The organism is Exiguobacterium sp. E4787 (assembly GCF_018618375.1).
GTDB lineage: Bacteria > Bacillota > Bacilli > Exiguobacteriales > Exiguobacteriaceae > Exiguobacterium > Exiguobacterium chiriqhucha.
Window position 1 is genome coordinate 82,105 of record NZ_JACSLY010000007.1, and the last position, 19,258, is coordinate 101,362.

The window sequence follows — 19,258 nt, forward strand, 5'->3', positions numbered from 1 at the left end:
GCGTCTTTTGGTCACGAACGTTCTTTTAATAGGTCACGAATCTCCGAAAGGAGCTGTTCTTCACGCGACAATTCCGGCTCCGGTGTCTCTTCGACCGCTTTTTCTCGCTTCAGACGGTTCAATACTTTGACCATCATGAACAACGCGAAGGCGATGAGGAAGAACTTGACGATTTCTTGCAGGAAGTTGCCGTACGTCACGTTCACGCCGAGCACCGATACCGCGAGCGTCGAGAAGTCGATGCCGCCGATGAGGATGCCGAGGAACGGCATGAAGATGTCATTGACAAGCGACGTGACGATGGCCGTGAAGGCAGCCCCGAGGATGAAGGCGACGGCCAGGTCAATCACATTGCCTTTAATCGCAAACTCTTTGAATTCTTTCCACATAGAAATAATACCTCCTAAACGATGAATACTCTTATGGTAGCACAGCATAGGTGGGAGTGGGCAGTATTTTCACAGAAGCGTCGTTCGTGTCCTAGGCCGGGCGCTTGTTCGACCGATAGTAGATACGTTACACTTATATAGAACTCATGCAATTGTTTTATTACCAGGTACTAATATGTTATGATTAATTCAGCTGAAAGGATGTATGGACGTGGCGAACGAAGAACAGAACGGCTCGGAACAGACCGAGTCCAAAGAGCGGACGGAGCGGAAGCGATTATCGAACCATCGACGTTTCCCGATCTTGTTACGCGTCATCGTTGTCCTGCTGTTGGCTTTCGTGATGCTTGCGATTGGGGCCATCATCGGGTACAGCGTGATTGGCGGAGGCGAGTGGAAGGACGTGTTCAACATCGACACGTGGCGCCATATCACCGATTTTTGGCTAACATCATAAGGGTGGTGGAACCATGTACACGATTGAACAGATTAAAGAAGTGATCCCGCATCGGTACCCGTTCTTGCTCATCGACCGAATTCTCGAGGTCAATGAAGGCAAGCGGGCCGTTGGGTTAAAGAATGTGACGGCGAATGAGGAATTCTTCAACGGACATTTCCCGGACTATAACGTCATGCCTGGCGTCTTGATCGTCGAAGCGCTCGCGCAAGTCGGCGCGTTCGCGATGCTCAAGCAAGAGTCGAACCGCGGCAAGCTCGCGTTCTTCGCAGGCATCGACGGATGTCGCTTCAAACGTCAAGTCGTCCCAGGCGATCAATTGCGCCTCGAGGTCGAAATCTTGAAAGTGCGCGGACCAATCGGTAAAGGACGCGCCGTGGCGACAGTCGATGGAGAAGTTGCTTGTGAAGCGGAACTCACTTTCGCCTTGAAGTGAGGAGAGAACGAGATGCGCGTATTGGTGATTGCCTTGATTCTCGGATTGGCGACCATCGTCGGTTGCCAACAAGTGCAAGATGATCCGGTCGAGGAGAACGTCGTGTTCGAACAGGACGTCGATGATGCGATGATCGACAAGCGAGCCGGTCAATCAGAATCGATTGCAGTCTCGCTCGAGCGGACGAACAGCTCAACGATGTTGTTCACGATTCGGATGCTCGAAGACCGTCGCCTCGATCCGACGACGATCATTAGTTATGAAGTCGACGGCACGCGTGTCCCGATTCCGTTCGGTGAACTCGTCGCGGAACGCGAAGGGGATGTGCGCACGTACGTCTATCAAGCGGATTTGAACCCCGACCTATTCGTCACCGAGACGCTGCCTCTCTTCCATGTCGGAGAAGAGGGCGAGGCTGAGGTGTCGATGCCGCTCGAGGTTGTAGATTCGACAAATGAATGAACGAACGGATGATTTTTGTCGAAAATCATCCGTTTTTTTGTGCAGTTTTTTCGGGAATCGTCCGATACACACAGTAAGGACGAATGGAGGGAATCACATGAAACGAAATAAACCACAGTTACTGCAGACGCGAATTTTGGCGATGATGTTGGCGTTCATCACGCTGCTCATCGTCACGTTCGGCGTGTTGCAATATGTTAGCACAAAGCACACGGTACAGAGTTCGATGCAAGCCGTTCTATTGGAGGACGGGGCCCGCATCAGCGAGGCGATTGATGCGGAGGCGTATGCGGCCTTTATGCAAAATCCGACCAAAGATGAACGGTTCGAGCAGTTTCGGGAACAGCTCGACACATATCGGACGCAAATCGGGGCGATGTACGTCTATACGCTCGCAGCTGACGGCGAAGAGCTTCAAATCATCGTCGATGGCATGAGCGCGGCCGATGCGGTTGAGATTGGCACGCCGACGACGGCGACGTCGTTCGAAGATGCGAAAGCGGCGTTCGACGGTGGGGCCGTCACGACACCGATTGTCGAGGACCAAGAGTACGGGGACTATATGACGGTACTCGTTCCAATCAAACAAGGCGGGGACGTCATCGGTGTCCTCGGCATCGATAAAGGGGCGAGTGACGTCGCCGCGGTGACGGAAGACGTGTTGCAAGAGAGTTTGCCGCCGATTCTTATCGGACTCGTCGTCTTGCTCGGGGTCGCCTCAGTCATCATCTGGCGCTACCTTGGCTGGAAACTTCGTCCGCTCCGGGAGCTCGAGCGTGTCGCGACCCATATCGCGAGCGGGGACTTGGCGACGGCGGCTCGTGAGATGGACAACATCCAGTTGAAGGCGAATGACGAAATCAAGCGGCTCACCGCCTCGATGGATCAGATGACGAAAATGCTCCGCGACTTGATCTCCGGATTACAAACGTCCGCCCAGACGGTGCGTGACGAGAGCGGCAACGTGGCGAGCATCTCGGAAGAAGTGAACGATGCCTCGCGTCAAATCGCGTTCACGATGGAAGAAATCGCGGGCGGTGTCGAGAATCAGAGCGTGCTCACGATGAAACTGTACGGACATATGAATGAGTTCTCGGGACTCGTCGACCAGACGGCGCACGACGGGAACGGCGTGAGCGAACAAGCGGAAGTCGTCAGTCGTGTGACGGCAGAAGGGCTCGAACTGATGGAGGATGCCGTCGGCAAGATGACGAACATCCATCTGCAAGTGCGCGAGTCGCAAGGCCAGGTGAAGGACTTCGAGCAACAGGCGGACGAAGTGACGGCGCTCGTCACGATGATCCGTCAAATCTCTGAGCAGACGAACTTGCTCGCCTTGAACGCGGCCATCGAGGCGGCTCGTGCCGGGGAGCATGGAAAAGGCTTCGCCGTCGTCGCTTCTGAGATTCGCAAGTTATCCGACAGCGTTGCGCGGTCGGTCAGTGAGATTTCGGAAATCGTTGGCAGCGTCAAACGAAACTCGATCGCGCTCGGCGAGACGTTCACGGACAGCATGCACGCTGCCGAGGACGGCAAGCGGACGCTCGAGGAGACGAAGCGCGCCTTCAATGAGATTGAACAGAGTGTGCGGGAGATGCAGCGCCTGACGAACTCGATGCAAGGGCAGCTCGGACGCGTCAAGACGAACCAAGACGACATCAAACGTGGTCTTTCTGACATCGCGTCGATTTCTGAAGAGAGTACGGCTGGTAACGAGGAAGTGGCCGCCTCGACCGAACAGATGTCGGCGACGAGCGAGACGATGAACCGGCTCGTTAAAGATTTGTCGCACACGGCCGAGGACATGCAACGCATGAGCCGACAGTTCAAGTTGTAAACAGTCTCAAGTCAGACATACCTCCGTTGCGTCCGTTATACTAGGCGCAAGGGAGGTTTTTTCATGCAACGCGTCTCAAGTGAACTCACACAATTCCGCGGCAGTCACTATGACTTTGGCCGCTTTCAAGGACAATACATCAAGCGCAGCAAACTGCTCGAGAACCGGACCGACCAGTGGAAGCTCCGCGTCCCGCGCTTTGAGATTGACGAGCGCGAGGCGAAGCAGGCGTTCGACCGGTTCGCTCCGAAGATTTGGGAAGAACTGCTCGGCCTGCAGGATGAGCTCGAATTGACGCTCGCCGACACGCTCCTTCACTTCGGTCATTTCCGGGTCAATAACCCGGTCAGCGGCTGTTCGATTTTGACGGGGGACAACTTCCTCGTCCGCAACTATGACTATCACCCGATGACGTACGATGGGCGCTACAACGTGTTCCAGCCGGACGAGGGTTACGCCGTCATCGGTCCCGTCTCACGAGTCACGGGCCGAATGGACGGAATGAACGAGAAAGGGCTCGCCATGGGCTATAACTTTATCAACCGTCGTCGTCCCGGGGATGGTTTCGTCTGCCAGATGATCGGGCGGATGATCCTCGAGACGTGCGCGACGGTCGAAGAGGCGGTCGATTTATTAAGAGAGATTCCACATCGGGGCTCGTTCACGTATGTCGTCCACGACAAGTCGTCGAAGACGCGCGTCATCGAAGCGACACCGCGCGACATCCGTGTCCGTGAATCCAACATCTGCACGAACCACTTCGAGCTCCTGCAGCACGAGAACCGCTACCATCTCGACGACTCGACACGTCGGATGATGGAGATTAAAATGTATCAACATATCGTCCAAGACGCCGAGAGCGCGTTCCGACTCATGAACGACTCGGACAAGGGTGTCTTCTCCGAGCTGTATAAGAGCTGGGCCGGCACGATTCACACGGCCGCCTATTTCCCGGAGACGCTCGAGACGTGGTTCGCCCTCGGTGGCGACCGCGACCCGGTCATCTTCGATTTTCAGGAGTGGCTCGACGGTAAGGATTTCGATTTGCATGCCCTCGATGGGGAAATCGCGACCGATATCGAGTTTGCGAACACGGTTCAACTATGGCGATAACACAAACAGGCAGCGGCTCATGACGAGTCGCTGCTTGTTTCGTTGAAGCGGATTATGTGACTTGTAGTCGAGGTATCGTATGGGGTGAAGCCAAGCGATTCATAGAACTGTGCCCCTTGTATCGTATAGGTCCGGAGAACGACGGTGAGGAAGGTTCGCTTCGCTTCGAGCAACAATGCGTTCGCGAGACGTCTCCCGATACCTTGTCTGCGACAAGCCGGCAAAATATAAAATCGTCTCAATCGACCGAGCGGAAGTCCCAGAGAATATGGATCTTGATTCAATCCTCCGATGCCGACTAGATTACCAGAGGTGTCAAACACACCAAGTAGACACTCGCCGGGGTGATTGAACCCGTTGTGTCCATTTCGAAAGTCATCGATCAACCGGTCGAGCATGCGAAAGCCTTCCTGACGACTAGCTAAAAGCAATTGAGTCAAGTCAAGTTCCTCTAAATCGTGAATTCGTTGAATCCTATAAATCGTCATGTCCTCAGCTCCTTCAGCGTGTTGAACGGCACTGTTTTCCGTAAAAGCGGGAATACTCATAGCAGGAGGGATTCAGATGAAACGAATCGGATTATTAGCCATCATGTTCAGTTTGATTGTCGTCCTCGGCGGCTGTGTGCCGGGCGACGGGACGTACACGACCGACCCGGCCGGATTCTTTTGGGGCGTCTGGCACGGCTGGATTGCCCCGGTGTCACTCATTTTAGGATTGTTCAATGACACGTATCGCGTCTATGAGGTGAACAACACTGGCTGGTTCTATGATTTAGGGTTCTATATCGCCATCATCAGCGGATTTGGCGGGGTAGCCGTGACACGGAAGAGCCGGGGATGACGTTAGACTGGCTTTTGTCCCGTCACGGCGACCGTATGATAATCTCGCGAGTCAGGTCCTCGGCGTTCATGGACATCAATGAACCCGAGCACAGAAGCAGCAGGAATCAACTGTTCACGCACGATTGCCGTGATACCGTCCCAGTTCACGCCACCTTTCCCATCACAGTACGTGATGACGAATGACCCGCCTGGTTTGAGGATACGGTCGATGGCGGCAAGCACCGCGGGTACGTCTTCCCAAAAGTAAATCGTATGGATGCTGAAGACGCGGTCGAATTGTGCGTCCGGAAACGGGAGCGTCCCGAGATCGCCCTCGACGACTTCGGCTCGTCCGGAATGTACGTCTGCTCGATTTCGTTTCAACGCCGAGCGGACGATCGTCGGGGAACGGTCGAGTCCGGTCACATGCACATGAGCATAGCGACGTAGCATTTGTGCCAACGCGTCGCCGGCCCCACAACCGAGGTCGAGCACGCGATTGTCAGGTTGAATCAGAAGTTGCTCAATCGTCCAATCGACTTCGACCCGGTGTTGACGCACCATCTTCTCGCCGATGTATGTCCCGACGATACCGCGTGGGTTCTCGTATTGACTGTCAATCCATGTTTGAAGACGTGTGAAGCGCATCAAACCATTCCTTTCTGAATGAAGCAGTTGTAAATTGAGTGTAGCATAACCATTTTAAGAGGGGAGTTGAATCGATGCGTTCCTTTTGGATTTTCGGCAATCAGTTGTCACACGAGCTTGAGCTAGTCAGACACATCGAGGAGGATGATGTCATCGTGATGATCGAGGCGACATCCCGGGCGATGTGGCGGCCGTACCATAAACAGAAGCTCGTCCTCATCTTCTCGGCGATGCGTCATTTCGCCGAGGAGTTGCGCGACAAAGGCTATACGGTCGACTATCACGAGGCTGACTCGTTCCAGGGCTCATGGGACGACCACTTCACACGATATGAACCGGAAGAAATCCATTACACGGCCGTCACCGACGCCGCGATGGAGAAAAAACTGAAACAGTTCGGTCAAAAACACAAGCTCGTCGAACATTCGGACGTACCACTCTTCTATTTAACGAAACAGGAAGCGGTCGACACGCTCGGCAGCGGGCCATGGCGGATGAACAGGTTCTATCGCCAAATGCGGAAGCGGTTTGAGATATTGCTCGAGGATGGGAAACCGCGCGGTGGAAAATGGTCGTTCGATGCGGACAACCGCCAGCCACCGAAAGACGGGCTGACATTCCCAGCACCAATTCATTTCCGACCAGACGCGATCACAAAAGACGTCATCGAAAAAGTGAATCGTGATTTCGCTGACCATCCGGGGGACATCACGCCGTTCGTTTGGCCGGTGACGCGCAGTGAGGCACGACGGGCATTGAAACGGTTCGTTGAGGAGCGACTCGAGACGTTCGGTCCGTATCAAGACGCGATGTTGTCGGACAATCAAGAGATGTCACACAGCCTGTTGTCCGCAGCCATCAACGTCGGACTGCTGACTCCGGATGAGGTCGTCCAAGCGGCGGTGGAGTCGGACGCACCGCTCGCCTCGGTCGAAGGGTTCGTCCGTCAAATCCTCGGTTGGCGAGAGTATATGCGCGCCGTCTATGTGGCATCGATGCCGGGGTACGAGTCGGTCAACACGTTCAAGCATAAGCGCGACTTGCCGCATTACTTCTGGGACGCCGAGACAGACATGCACTGCGTCCATCAGAGCGTAAAGCCGGTCATCGAGCGTTCACACAACCATCATATCCAGCGGCTCATGGTGCTCGGGAACTTCGCGACGCTGTTCGAGGTGTCACCGCAGCAGACGAGCGACTGGTTCAACGAGATGTATATCGACGCCTACGATTGGGTCGTGTTGCCGAACGTGCTCGGGATGGCGCTCCATGCCGACGGCGGGAAGTTGGCGACGAAGCCGTATATCGCCTCGGGCAAGTATATCGACAAGATGAGCGACTACTGCAAAGGCTGCATGTACAACCCAAAACACACGACGGAAGAATATGCCTGTCCGTTCAACGCGCTCTATTGGAACTTCATCGACAAGCACGAGGAGCGGTTCGCGAAGAACCAGCGCATGAAGATGATGGTTCGCAACTGGCAAGGCCGCGATGATGCCGTCAAAGCCGACATTTTGGCGAAGGCGAGACAGACGCTCGCCCAGACTGACTCTTTATAAACGGAGGCGCCTGAAGGATGAGCTTGTATCGTCGAATGAATTTACAAAACCGACTCATGATGAGTCGTTTTTTTTACGTCGTCTTCACAAACTTTTGCACGTCCTTCACGACCGCTTTACATTCATCCGGTACGATATGACTTGTGAGACCCCACATGCCAAGTGAATAGCAACTGGTAGAACATTCGAGAGACCAACAGAAGCCCATACGTCCGTGACGTCATGTTTCTGTTGGTCCTTTTTTCTAGGGAAGGATGATTCAAGTGAATGAAGCGCTGCGCACGATCGGACAAGAGAAGATGATCGCATCCATCAAATCACCGAAACAACTCGAGAAGTTCCTGCAATCGGACGTGACGACGACGTTCCTCATGATGGGGACGCTCAGCACACTCGACCGCTACGTCGCCCATTTGAAACAGGAGAATCGGACCGTGTTCCTGCACGCCGAACGCATCAACGGCATCAGCCTCGACCGGGACGGCATCGACTATTTGGCAAAACGGGTCGGGGCCGATGGGATTGTGACGACGAAGGCATCTGTCATCCAACATGCCAAACGGGCCGGACTGATGACGGTGCAGCGTCTGTTTCTCGTCGACTCGGACGCCATCTCGTCAGGCATCAAGATGGCGAAAGACCAACAGCCGGACGCGCTCGAATTGATGCCGGGCCTGATCCCGAGCGTCATCGAACATGTCGCCGAACACGTCTCGCTGCCGATCGTGACGGGCGGGATGATCCGGAAGCCGATTCACGTGCATGAAGCACTGTCTCATGGGGCGTTCGCCGTCTCGACCGGGGACGAGCGGCTCTGGGCGTCGCAAGGAATGAAGGAGGAAATCATATGAAATCGATTCAACTGCAGAACATCAAAAAAGCATATGACGAGACAGAAGTCATCCGCGGTATCGACGTCACCATCGAGGCCGGTGAATTCTTCGCCCTCGTCGGACCGTCGGGCTGCGGCAAGAGCACGATGTTGCGAATGATCGCCGGGCTTGAGTCCATCACAAGCGGGACGCTCCGCATCGACGGCGTCGCCGCGAACGACTTGAAACCGAGCGAACGACAGCTGTCGATGGTGTTCCAAAACTATGCGCTCTATCCGCATATGACCGTCGAGAAGAACATCACGTTCGGCTTACATACGAAAGGACTGACGAAGCTCGAGCAACGCGAACGATGCCTAGCGGCGGCCGAGGCGCTCGGACTGACCGACTATTTGATGCGGAAGCCGCGCGAGCTCTCAGGCGGACAGCGCCAGCGTGTCGCCTTGGCCCGAGCCATCGTGACCGAGTCACCGATCTGCCTCATGGACGAGCCGCTCTCGAACTTGGACGCGAAACTTCGGGCCAAAATGCGCTCGGAGATCCGACAGCTGCAACGGAAGCTCAAGCTGACGATGATTTACGTCACCCATGACCAAGTCGAGGCGATGACGATGGCCGACCGGATGATGCTGTTGAACGATGGTGAAGTCCAACAAGTCGGTCAACCGCTCGATTTGTACAATAAGCCGGCGAATACGTTCGTCGCCTCGTTCATCGGGTCACCGCCGATGAATCTCACACCGGTACAACGGACGGACAACGGTTGGGCCGCCTCGGACGGACGCCTGTTCCATCCGAACACGCTGACGCGAGAAGACACGGCGACGCTCGGTATCCGCCCGGAACAAATCACGCCTGCGCAAGAGGATGTCACGTTCTATGCCGAGCTGAAGAACGTCGAGGTGCTCGGCACGGAGACGATTCTCGCCTTCGATATGGGCGGCGTCGAATGGCTCGCCAAATGGCCGGGACAATGGCCGCTGTCGATCGGGGAGAAAATCGCCTGTCACGTCGACCCGAAACAGATATCTTTGTTTGATACGAACGGCAATCGTATTGAACCGCGGCAACCGAAACTGTTCGAGGCGTTGGAGGTGTTCCAATGACGGTTGCCCTTCCGAGACAACGCGTCCGGACTCGATTATCGGACGCGACGAGCGGGCTACTCTACTTATCCCCGTCGATCGCGCTATTCGGGATTTTCCTCGTCTATCCGCTGTTCCGGACGATTTACTTGAGTTTCTTTCAAACGGATACACAAGGAACGCCGCTCAGTTATGTCGGGGGCGAGCATTACGCCAAACTGTTCACGAGCGCCTCGTTTTGGCAGAGCATTCAGGCGACGGTCGGCTTCGTCCTGTTGACCGTGCCGCTCACAATCGTCATCGCGCTCGGACTCGCGCTGCTCGCCAATGAGAAGTTACGCGGCATCGGCATCTTCCGGACGGCGTTCTCGGCGACGATGGGGATGAGCGTCGCTGCCTCGTCGGTCATCTGGATGTTTATGTACAACCCGTCGATCGGCATCTTCAATCGTTTCTTGGAAGCGGTCGGGGCAAGCGGGGTGCAGTGGCTCCTCGACCCGCAGTACGCGCTCCTGTCGGTGTCGCTCGCAACCGTCTGGATGAACATCGGATTCACGTTCTTGATTCTCCTCGGCGGCCTACAAAACATCGACCGGACGCTTTACGAGAGTGCGGACATCGCCGGGACAGGATATTGGACCCAGCTTCGGGCCATCACGATTCCGATGCTGTCTCCGACGCTCTTCTTCGTCGGCATCATCTCGCTCATCAACGCGTTCCAGACGTTCGGGCAGATTGATTTACTCACGAAAGGCGGGCCGACGAACTCGACGAACGTCATCGTCTACGCCATTTACAAAGATGCGTTCATCAACTATAACGTCGGCGGGGCGAGTGCGCAGGCCGTGCTCTTGTTCCTCGCGGTCCTGACATTGACGTGGCTCCAGTTCAAGCTCGTCGAAAGGAAGGTGCATTACCAATGACACTCCGGAAAGTAGTCACGTATACGCTCCTCGTCTTGAGCGCCGTCGTCATGCTGTTCCCGATCGCCTACGCGTTCTCAATCAGTCTGATGGACGGGAGTGAGGTGTTAAAAGGAAACCTCATCCCGCGTGACGTCACGTTCGACAACTATGTCGCTGCGTTCGAGCGCATCCCGCTCATAACGTATTTATGGAACAGTCTCGTCGTCGCACTCATCGTCATGGTTGGCCAAGTCGTCTTATCGAGTCTTGCCGCCTTCGCGTTCGTCTTCATCGATTTCAAAGGGAAAGGGCTCATCTTCATGCTCTTCCTCGCGACGATGATGGTGCCTTGGGAAGCGACGATGGTACCGAACTTCTTGACAATCCAGTCGCTCGGTTGGCTCAACTCGGTTTGGGGGCTGTCGGTGCCGTTCTTCGCGCTCGCGTTCGGGACGTTTTTGCTCCGGCAACAGTTCAAGACGATTCCATACGAGATGTATGAGGCGTCACAAATCGCCGGCATCAGCCGCTTCCGCTTCTTTTGGAACGTCGTCTTGCCGGTGTCGAAGACGCCGCTCGTCACCCTGTCGGTATACAGCTTTTTGACGACATGGAACATGTACTTATGGCCGCTCCTCGTGACAAACACGGAGCAGGCCCGCACGGTGCAAATCGGGATTAAGCAGATGCAGTCGAACGAGGTCGCCTCGGATTGGGGTGTCGTCATGGCGGCGGTCATCTTGATCATCATCCCGACGCTGATGCTGTTATTCGCAGGACAAAAGCAGTTACAGGAAGGCTTGACGCAAGGTGCGATCAAATAATAGGGGGAAACGTTCATGAAAAAGAAAGCATTATTCGCAGGGTTGGCCAGTTCGGTGTTATTGCTCGGGGCATGTGGCAGTCAAGAAGCGGAAGAGGCAGCGGCGACCACGACGACGGATGGGAAGACAGAAGTCGTGTTTTGGCACGCGATGAGCGGGGACTTAGAGACCGCACTCAACAACCAAGTCGACGCTTTCAACGAGTCACAGGACGACTATGAAGTGAAACCGGTGTTCCAAGGCACGTATGAAGAGGCGCTCACGAAGTTCAACGCCGTCGCAGGGTCACCGGACGCACCGGCCATCATGCAGACGTTCGAGGTCGGCACGAAATATATGATTGACTCGAACAAAATCACGCCGGTTCAGGAGTTCATCGACAAAGAGGACTTCGATACGGGCGTCTGGGAAGAGAACATCTTGAGCTATTACCAAGTCGACGGCAAGCAGTATTCGATGCCGTTCAACTCTTCGACACCGGTGCTCATCTACAACAAAGACGCGTTTGAAAAAGCGGGTCTCGACCCAGAGAAAGCGCCGCGCACGTATGACGAACTGAAGCAAGCTGCGAAGGCACTGACGACCGACGGGCAGACCGGCTTCACGATGCTCAACTACGGTTGGTTCTTCGAGCAACTCGTCGCCGCGCAAGGCGGGCTCTATGTCGACAATGACAATGGCCGTAGCGGGGCACCGACGAAAGCTGTCTTCGATGGGGAAGAGGGGCAGAACGCCTTCAACTTGATTAAAGAGATGTATGACGAGAAGACGTTTATGAACGTCGGTCAAAACTGGGACGACATGCGTGCCGCTTTCCAATCAGGGAAAGTTGCCATGTATCTCGACTCGTCGGCCGGCATTCGCACCGTCGCGGACAACGCCGACTTCGAGGTCGGGGCGTCATACTTACCGGTCCCGAACGAAGCTGATCGGGAAGGTGTCATCATTGGCGGAGCCTCACTCTGGATGGGTGACGGCATCGCTGATGAGACGAAACAGGGTGCATGGGAGTTCATGAAGTTTGCGGCATCGAAAGAAGCACAGGCCAAGTGGCACGTCGAGACGGGCTACTTCGCCATCAACCCGGAAGCATATGACGAGCCGGTCGTCAAAGAGATGTGGGCTGAGTATCCGCAATTGAAAGTGACAGTCGATCAATTGAGCGAGACGAAAGCTTCACCGGCGACACAAGGCGCACTCATCTCGACGTTCCCGCAGTCCCGCCAAAGCGTCGTCAATGCCATGGAGAGCCTGTATCAAGGTGTTTCGGTCAAGGACGCGTTGAAGCGTGCGGCCGATGAGACGACTTCCACCTTGGGGCAATGATATGTTGATTTACGCACATCGCGGCTATAGCGCCAAGTATCCGGAGAACACGATCAGTGCGTTCAAGGCGGCGTTACCTCACGTCGACGGCATTGAGCTCGATGTCCAATTGACGCGCGACGGACGCCTCGTCGTTATCCATGACGAGACAGTCGACCGGACAACGAACGGCAGCGGCTTCGTCAAAGATATGACGCTTCGACAGCTTCGCTTGCTCCGGACGGAGAGCGGGGAACGGATCCCGACGCTCGAGGAAGTACTCGTCTTGATTGAACCGTCCGACGTCACGCTCAATATCGAGCTGAAGACAGATCAATTTGATTATGAAGGAATCGAGTATTTGACGTGGCTCGCCGTCACCGAGTTCAAGCTCGAGCAGCGTGTCGTCTTCTCCTCGTTCAACCCGGACACGCTCGTCCGGTTGCGGGACGTCGCCCGCGAGGCGCGAATCGCCGTCTTAACTGGGGACGGTCATCCGCACTTGATTGAGCTCGTCGAACGGGTCGGAGCCGAGGCGGTCCATGCCCAACCGAAGTTTATCGGGACGAGGGACGCGGCGACGATTCGCGAACAGAATCGGTTGCTTCGCCTCTACACAATCAACAATCCGAGCGAGTTGCCGGACATGACTGGTGTCGACGCCATCATGACGGACGAGGTCGAGCGGTTCCAATCGAGGTTGCGTCATTGAAGTGAGGCTGGATATAACTCAATCGATATGTAAGAAAGAGGCCAGCTGGCGCGACGTGTTCGCATCAGCTGGCCTCTTCTCATGGCAATTCTCTAAATTTAGTATTCTTTGTTCAACGTGGTAAATTCATCTTCTTTCAAAGGTGAATCGCCTTTTGAATTATGTCCATAATAGGTGACGACGTACTCTTTCTCTTGATTGGTTTTGACGAAAAATTCATACTCGACTCTGTTTTCGTCCTCGAAATTCAAGCGATATAAGTACCCAAATTGATTCATGCTGAACTCGACATCATAGGCGCTCTGATCGATTGAAAAATGCTCAGTTAACGTTTCGTTCAAAAAAGTTTCTCGCTGATCTACCTCATGAAGAAGGAAAAAGATACCTCCTAACAGGAGTAACGCAAAAGCGAGTTGAGACTTGGGTGTAGGTTTGTTAGATGCCATCTACATCAGCCTTCCTTAAATGAGATTAATCAACTGCTACCGAGTAAATATGACAAAGACCGCTCAATGAAGCGGTCTTTGTCATGTCTTCTTCGGCGAAGCACTAAAAGCAAAATACAACCCGACGCCAATTGCGAGTCCAATCAAGTAGTGATCGAGCGCGATGGCAGTCGAGACACCGACGCCGAGGGCGATCGGAAAGGCGTAGCTGCCGGTCGTTTGTTTATTGGACATGGAGCATGCCTCCTTTGTCCAGTTACTACGGGCGCCGCCTCAAAAAGTTTCAAGCCTTCTTCTTCGTCCCTTGGAACGCGAAGAACATCGCGATGCCAATCCCGAGTCCGAGCCACCAGTTGTCGAACAACAGCCCGAAAATGAGAATAAAGGCGACGGCGACCGGGAGTGCCAAAAAGCCACGTTGACGTTTCATGCGAATCATCCTTTCTACGTCTCTCTTCTCGTCTGTTCCCGCTTTAAAGGTGATTCATTCAAAAAAGACGGTCCTGTCAGTCGGACGTCTCTCGTTCGGTGAGTGATGTCGCATGCGTTGAGCTATTGGGATATAAGTAGATGGAGAACATCGTGCCTTCCCCGTACACGGAGTCGGCATGGATGCCCCAGCCGTGCGCTTCGGCGATCCGTTTACAGATGCGAAGGCCGAGACCGGTCCCTTTGATCGGGCGGTGTGCATCCGAGTCGACCCGGTAATACTCATCGAACACATACGGGATGGCGTCACTCGGGATGCCGATTCCGGTGTCACGGACCGACAGGACATACGTGTCGTCTTCGTTCGTCAGCTCGACGTAGACCGTGCCGCCGTTCGGCGAATACTTGATCGCGTTGCCGATCAAGTTATGGAGCAGTTGCAACAGCTTCTCCTGATCGGCCTCGAGGGTCATGTCATCCGCGGACAAGATGACGTCATGCTGGGGGGCCGTCGCTTGATAGTGCACGACGATGTCCTCGAGCAATGGTCGCAAGTCGAACGTCGACAACGACAATAACTCCACGGAATAGTTCACACGCTGGTAGTCGAGGAAATTATCGACGAGCCGCTCGAGCCGCTCGGCCTCCCGTTTGACGAGCGTCAACATCCCATGCGTCTTCTCGTCATCGCCATGTTGGTACATGAGCAACTCCGCGTAACCGTTGATGGCCGTGAGCGGGGAACGGAACTCGTGGGACAGTTCGGCCAAGAAGGCGTCTTTCTGCTCCTCGAAGCGGATCGAGTCGGTGATGTCTCGCCACATGAGGAATGCGCCGCGCGGCGTATGTGTGAAGTTCACAATGACTTGCATCGTGCGCTCGCCGATGCGGAGCGACTTCGCATCCATGCTCGGGCAACAGCCGAACCGGTTCGTCATGAGTTCTTCCCAAATCAGCGTTACATCGTTCATATCTGCGCCGTTCCGCTCGAACGCTTCGTGGAAGAACCGGGTCATGTCTTCTGGGCGCGAGAAACGCTGGTTGACCATCGAAGGACAGATGGCGCGAAGCTGTTCGTTCGAATACAGATGGTTCCGTGTGAAGTCGATATAACAGACCGCATCTTGAACTTCTTCGACAAGTGAATGAATCGGTAACGACTGGGGTGCGTGAATCTGGTTCATTCGTTTAGCCGTCGAGCGCCCATGGTACCGGCGAGCCGGATAGAATGACTTTCGAGTCATCGCGCGAACCTCCCTTCGATATAAAGCTATATATATACGTAAAGTAATATCGACATACTCCTTTATTATACGATATTCGCCGATGATTCCCTATACCCCCCATAGACCTAGCTAGAAATGGGTCACAACCGGGATAGTCGGACGGAATGCGCACGATTCTAGGAAAAAACACCTTCCTCGTATGTTAGAGGAAGGTGGTAGGATTAGAACAACGTATACGGGTTGACACTATTGGCAGCCGTCGAGCTGCTGTAGACGTATTTATTTTTATGGATTTCGAAATGAAGGTGGCTTCCGAACGAGTTGCCGGTGTTGCCGACCGTTCCAATTTTCGCGCCTTTGGCGACTTTTTGTCCTTTGACGACGTTCAAACGATCCATATGGGCGTAGACGCTCGTGTACGCTTGACCGTTGATCGTGTGCGAAATCATGACGTGGTTACCGTACGCTCCATAGTTACGGGCGACGATGACTTCACCGTATGCTCCAGCTTGGACTGTCGTGCCTTTCGCGGCCGCCAAGTCGATGCCGTTATGGAACGTGTAGCCGTATTTGCCGCTCGCCGGGCCATACCCTTGCGTCAACGTGCCTTTCGCAGGAATCAAGAACTTGCCCGCTGTCGCTGTTTGGAGTGACGTGCTGCTATATTTTTTAACATATGTACTCGAGACGTATTTTGTACTGCCGTTATAATTGATTTTTGTCCATGAACCGGTCGCGCCGAGATAGGTGAACGTTTGGCCGAGTTTGGCACTGCCGACTTTTTGATAAGACGTCGATGGGCCGCTCCGCACGTTCAAAACATTCGTCGTGACTTTGACTTTATACGATGTAGCTGCCTCTACCGGTGTCGAAGCGGGAAGTGTCAAGCCGGAAACAAGAAGGGCGCCTAATGTGATCGTCATCAGTTGTTTTTTCATAGTATGGTAAATCCTTTCAATTATGGAACAATGCGACAGAACAATGATAATTACCTTATAAAAAATTTTACCATCAAAAAATAGATTCTAATATGTCATTTATATTTCAAAAAAGTATAATCGTTATGAAAACGATTGTGTATTAGAGAAAGTCCAGTCATATCAACGAAAATGAGACATGCAACGTTTTGTTGGTAAAAGAATATATGCCTAAAATTCAAAAAAACTCCGATTTCTCGTAGTTTAGCTTTTGAAAAACAGGGTAATTTTAATTAGTTTAGCCTAAATAAAAAAGGGCCGATGAGAATCAATCCCTTTTGTCAGTTGCTTCCTTGAAATGCTTCGTCCCATACATAAGAAAAACCGAGGCATGTGCCCCGGTTTCACTTGCCTGCTCTTACTGAGAAGGTGTGACCACGTTCCGACAAACGTTTTGATTAAAGTGCCGACAGTTCTTCCTCGGTGACCCATTTATGGTTGGTCACTTCTTCGCCGGATTCTAACGTGAAGTCGACCATATAGACCGTCGTCTCTTCGACAGAATCGATGGTAGCAGTCGTGCCGCCCATACCGCTCATATGCTCGGCATTGACTTCAACCTCATCGCCGACCTCGTACGGGTCGTCCTGTGCACCTTCAATCTCTTCATGAATGATCCATTTATGGTCTTTGACGCGCTCGCCTCCGTGCATCGGGTCGTACGAGATACTGTAGGCGACCGTATCGTAGGCGCCGACGATGGTCGCTTCCGCGCCTTCCATGCCAGGCATATGGGCCTCTGTGATGACGGCCGTGTCGCCGACCGCGAACGTCGGGTTCTCTGCTGACTTCAAGCCTTCGGGGACGTCACCAGACCCGGACATGTCCATTCCTGAATGGTCGTTCCCGTCCATCGTCTCTTCCATTTGATCATTCATGTTCGTATCATTATTCGTCGTGTCGTCTTCACCACAAGCAACGAGTAAACCGCTCAGTGAGAGTGCCATCGTCATCATTCCGAGTTTCTTATTCCATTTCATTCATATTCCCTCCAAGTAAAGTGTGATTAGTCTACTTTCAATTGTCCCATCATCCCGTTTTCTTCATGCTCCAGGATGTGGCAGTGATACATAAACGTCCCTGTCTCTTGAAACGTCATTTCAATGTTCACTTTCTCGCCCGGTGCGACGGCGACCGTATCTTTCCAGCCACGTTCGTTGTCAGGCGGAGGCTTGCCGTCCCGTTCAAGTATCCGGAATTGGACGCCATGGACGTGGAACGGGTGGGTCATCCCGCCCATCATGTCTTCTCTGTTATAAATTTCCCACACCTCGGTCGAGCCTTGCCGGACGTTAATGTCAATCCGGTCAGGGTCGAACTGTTTGCCGTCAATCGTCACCATATTGCCCATCCCGAACAACGTGAGCCGGCGATCGGCCGCGCTCGCCTCGTTAGCGACAGGGGCTTCCGTGAAAGCATCCGTCCAGTCGCCATCTTGCTCGATGTGGTCACGCACCGTGAACGTCGTGAACGGGATTCCGTCCGCTTGAAGAGCGAGGTCGTCCTCGAGCGACAAGTCGGAAAAGTCGATTAAAATCTCGGCCCGTTCACTAGGTGTGAGCGTCAACGTCTCAAGCGAAACCGGTTGGTCGAGCAACCCGCCGTCAGTCGCGATTTGAGTGAACGCCTCCCCGTTCGATAGGGAGAAGTCGAGATTCCGGGCGTTAGAGCCGTTGACGAGACGGACGCGTAACGTGTTCGTCGTCACGTCGAACGTTGTATTGATTGCTCCGTTCGCAATCAACGTATCACCGACCGTCCCATCGACGTTCATCTGGCGGTCGTAATCGAGTTGTCCGTCGGCTGTGAAGAGACGGTCTTGAACGATGAGCGGGATGTCATCAACACCGTATTCATTCGGCAACCCGGTCTCCGCTTGGTTCGTCACGTACAAGAGTCCGGCCAAACCAAGGTATACTTGTTCGGCCGTCGCGCCCATCGGATGCGGGTGAAACCAGAGTGTGCCCGGTTCTTGGTCGATATCGAGACGAACTTGTCTTTGTTCACCCGGGGCAATCGATTGATGGGGTCCGCCGTCTTCGGCTCCCGGGATGACGAGACCGTGCCAATGGAACGAGGTCGGTTCATCGAGCTGATTGATTGTATTGATATAGACGGTCTTTCCAGCTGGTAATTCAATCATCGGTCCGAGCAAATTCCCGTTATAGCCGAGCGTCTCGGTACTGACACCTTGATTGAAAAATCGGTGCTCGCCACGTTCGGTACGAACCGTATAATAGAGCGCCTCGTCCGTGACACGGTCAGGTCGTAGCCGTTCCGGGATGGGGAGTCGTTGATTCGGTTCGTTCGACGCGACGAGCTCGACGGTACCCCCACGTCCCATCCCGCCGTTGCCATGCATCATGCCACCATCGTTTCGATCTCCCATGAATGAACCGTTGCCCATCATCCAGTTTCCAGGAGCAAACGTGAACAAAAGCAAGAACAATCCAATCACGATACTGACTATACCCATCCCAATGACCCATTTCGTTACGCGGTTCATAAGGCATCATCCTTTCGGTTAAAAGCGAGAGCCTATTTAGTTATACCAACAAGTTATGAAATATTTGTTAAACGGAAAATAAGTTTTTATATACTATATAGGGGTATATGGTATACATAGGAGGTGGTCAACGTGGAACATTCACACCACGCGTCATCTCATCATGAACACGGGGAAGCGCATGACTCGCATACCGGCGGACATGAAGGGATGATTGAAGAGTATAAGCGTCGATTTTTCGTCTCGTTAGGGCTGACGATCCCGATTCTCATATTGTCAGAT

Annotated in this window: 23 protein-coding genes; 13 read left to right on the forward strand and 10 right to left on the reverse strand. The window is 53.8% G+C overall.

What is annotated here, in order from left to right; all coding sequences use genetic code 11:
• Positions 1-11: 11 nt before the first annotated feature.
• Positions 12-389: a large-conductance mechanosensitive channel protein MscL gene (gene mscL / locus KNP80_RS09460; protein ID WP_214719362.1), complete on the reverse strand. Its 378-nt coding sequence runs from the start codon at positions 387-389 to the stop codon at positions 12-14.
• Positions 390-594: 205 nt separating this feature from the next.
• Between mscL and KNP80_RS09465 the strand changes: the two genes are divergently transcribed.
• From KNP80_RS09465 to KNP80_RS09485, 5 genes are all read left to right on the forward strand, one after another.
• A complete protein-coding gene (locus KNP80_RS09465; RefSeq protein WP_029594701.1) occupies positions 595-846 on the forward strand; it encodes a DNA-directed RNA polymerase subunit beta in 252 nt (83 codons plus the stop codon).
• A gap of 13 nt (positions 847-859) precedes the next feature.
• The gene (gene fabZ / locus KNP80_RS09470; protein WP_214719363.1) at positions 860-1,282 is read left to right on the forward strand and encodes a 3-hydroxyacyl-ACP dehydratase FabZ; all 423 of its coding nucleotides are present in this window, start codon (positions 860-862) and stop codon (positions 1,280-1,282) included.
• A 12-nt stretch (positions 1,283-1,294) separates the two neighbouring features.
• Positions 1,295-1,744, forward strand: a complete 450-nt coding sequence (locus KNP80_RS09475) for a hypothetical protein (protein WP_214719364.1) — start codon at positions 1,295-1,297, stop codon at positions 1,742-1,744.
• A gap of 97 nt (positions 1,745-1,841) precedes the next feature.
• Positions 1,842-3,581 (forward strand): methyl-accepting chemotaxis protein, encoded by a 1,740-nt coding sequence (locus KNP80_RS09480; RefSeq protein WP_214719365.1) that lies wholly within the window; start codon positions 1,842-1,844, stop codon positions 3,579-3,581.
• 63 nt (positions 3,582-3,644) lie between these two features.
• Positions 3,645-4,694: a C45 family autoproteolytic acyltransferase/hydrolase gene (locus KNP80_RS09485; protein ID WP_214719366.1), complete on the forward strand. Its 1,050-nt coding sequence runs from the start codon at positions 3,645-3,647 to the stop codon at positions 4,692-4,694.
• 17 nt (positions 4,695-4,711) lie between these two features.
• Here the strand turns inward: KNP80_RS09485 and KNP80_RS09490 are convergent, their stop codons facing one another.
• Complete coding sequence (locus KNP80_RS09490; RefSeq protein WP_214719368.1) at positions 4,712-5,182, reverse strand: GNAT family N-acetyltransferase; 471 nt, start codon at positions 5,180-5,182, stop codon at positions 4,712-4,714.
• A 76-nt stretch (positions 5,183-5,258) separates the two neighbouring features.
• Between KNP80_RS09490 and KNP80_RS09495 the strand changes: the two genes are divergently transcribed.
• Positions 5,259-5,537, forward strand: a complete 279-nt coding sequence (locus KNP80_RS09495; protein WP_214719369.1) for a hypothetical protein — start codon at positions 5,259-5,261, stop codon at positions 5,535-5,537.
• Between the two features lie 2 nt (positions 5,538-5,539).
• Here the strand turns inward: KNP80_RS09495 and KNP80_RS09500 are convergent, their stop codons facing one another.
• A complete protein-coding gene (locus KNP80_RS09500; protein ID WP_214719370.1) occupies positions 5,540-6,166 on the reverse strand; it encodes a class I SAM-dependent methyltransferase in 627 nt (208 codons plus the stop codon).
• A 74-nt stretch (positions 6,167-6,240) separates the two neighbouring features.
• On the opposite strand from KNP80_RS09500, the gene KNP80_RS09505 reads away from it, so the two are divergent.
• The 7 genes from KNP80_RS09505 to KNP80_RS09535 all read left to right on the forward strand — a co-directional run bounded on the left by KNP80_RS09505 (position 6,241) and on the right by KNP80_RS09535 (position 13,392).
• Positions 6,241-7,728: a cryptochrome/photolyase family protein gene (locus tag KNP80_RS09505; protein ID WP_214719371.1), complete on the forward strand. Its 1,488-nt coding sequence runs from the start codon at positions 6,241-6,243 to the stop codon at positions 7,726-7,728.
• A 254-nt stretch (positions 7,729-7,982) separates the two neighbouring features.
• Positions 7,983-8,579: a glycerol-3-phosphate responsive antiterminator gene (locus tag KNP80_RS09510; protein WP_214719373.1), complete on the forward strand. Its 597-nt coding sequence runs from the start codon at positions 7,983-7,985 to the stop codon at positions 8,577-8,579.
• Complete coding sequence (locus tag KNP80_RS09515) at positions 8,576-9,667, forward strand: ABC transporter ATP-binding protein (protein ID WP_214719374.1); 1,092 nt, start codon at positions 8,576-8,578, stop codon at positions 9,665-9,667. The genes KNP80_RS09510 and KNP80_RS09515 overlap by 4 nt, the downstream gene beginning before the upstream one ends.
• Positions 9,664-10,569, forward strand: coding sequence for a carbohydrate ABC transporter permease (locus KNP80_RS09520; protein WP_214719375.1), 906 nt, complete (start codon positions 9,664-9,666; stop codon positions 10,567-10,569). Before KNP80_RS09515 ends, KNP80_RS09520 begins: the two co-directional genes overlap by 4 nt.
• Positions 10,566-11,375: a carbohydrate ABC transporter permease gene (locus tag KNP80_RS09525; RefSeq protein ID WP_214719377.1), complete on the forward strand. Its 810-nt coding sequence runs from the start codon at positions 10,566-10,568 to the stop codon at positions 11,373-11,375. Before KNP80_RS09520 ends, KNP80_RS09525 begins: the two co-directional genes overlap by 4 nt.
• Positions 11,376-11,390: 15 nt before the next feature.
• Positions 11,391-12,701 carry an ABC transporter substrate-binding protein gene (locus KNP80_RS09530; RefSeq protein ID WP_214719378.1) on the forward strand — a complete coding sequence of 437 codons (1,311 nt, stop codon included), beginning with the start codon at positions 11,391-11,393 and terminating at the stop codon, positions 12,699-12,701.
• 1 nt (position 12,702) lies between these two features.
• On the forward strand, positions 12,703-13,392 hold the full coding sequence (locus KNP80_RS09535; RefSeq protein ID WP_214719380.1) for a glycerophosphodiester phosphodiesterase: 690 nt from the start codon (positions 12,703-12,705) through the stop codon (positions 13,390-13,392).
• A 98-nt stretch (positions 13,393-13,490) separates the two neighbouring features.
• Here KNP80_RS09535 and KNP80_RS09540 read toward each other — a convergent pair whose 3' ends face one another.
• The 7 genes from KNP80_RS09540 to KNP80_RS09570 form a co-directional block, all read right to left on the reverse strand.
• Positions 13,491-13,838, reverse strand: a complete 348-nt coding sequence (locus tag KNP80_RS09540; RefSeq protein ID WP_214720344.1) for a hypothetical protein — start codon at positions 13,836-13,838, stop codon at positions 13,491-13,493.
• 81 nt (positions 13,839-13,919) lie between these two features.
• Positions 13,920-14,072 carry a hypothetical protein gene (locus tag KNP80_RS09545; RefSeq protein WP_214720343.1) on the reverse strand — a complete coding sequence of 51 codons (153 nt, stop codon included), beginning with the start codon at positions 14,070-14,072 and terminating at the stop codon, positions 13,920-13,922.
• A gap of 49 nt (positions 14,073-14,121) precedes the next feature.
• On the reverse strand, positions 14,122-14,268 hold the full coding sequence (locus KNP80_RS09550; protein ID WP_021066172.1) for a hypothetical protein: 147 nt from the start codon (positions 14,266-14,268) through the stop codon (positions 14,122-14,124).
• Between the two features lie 76 nt (positions 14,269-14,344).
• The gene (locus KNP80_RS09555) at positions 14,345-15,511 is read right to left on the reverse strand and encodes a sensor histidine kinase (RefSeq protein WP_251130363.1); all 1,167 of its coding nucleotides are present in this window, start codon (positions 15,509-15,511) and stop codon (positions 14,345-14,347) included.
• Between the two features lie 203 nt (positions 15,512-15,714).
• Positions 15,715-16,416, reverse strand: a complete 702-nt coding sequence (locus KNP80_RS09560) for a peptidoglycan DD-metalloendopeptidase family protein (RefSeq protein ID WP_353047990.1) — start codon at positions 16,414-16,416, stop codon at positions 15,715-15,717.
• 452 nt (positions 16,417-16,868) lie between these two features.
• A complete protein-coding gene (locus KNP80_RS09565) occupies positions 16,869-17,450 on the reverse strand; it encodes a YdhK family protein (RefSeq protein ID WP_214720342.1) in 582 nt (193 codons plus the stop codon).
• Positions 17,451-17,476: 26 nt separating this feature from the next.
• A complete protein-coding gene (locus tag KNP80_RS09570; protein ID WP_251130362.1) occupies positions 17,477-18,976 on the reverse strand; it encodes a multicopper oxidase family protein in 1,500 nt (499 codons plus the stop codon).
• Between the last annotated feature and the right edge of the window lie 282 nt (positions 18,977-19,258).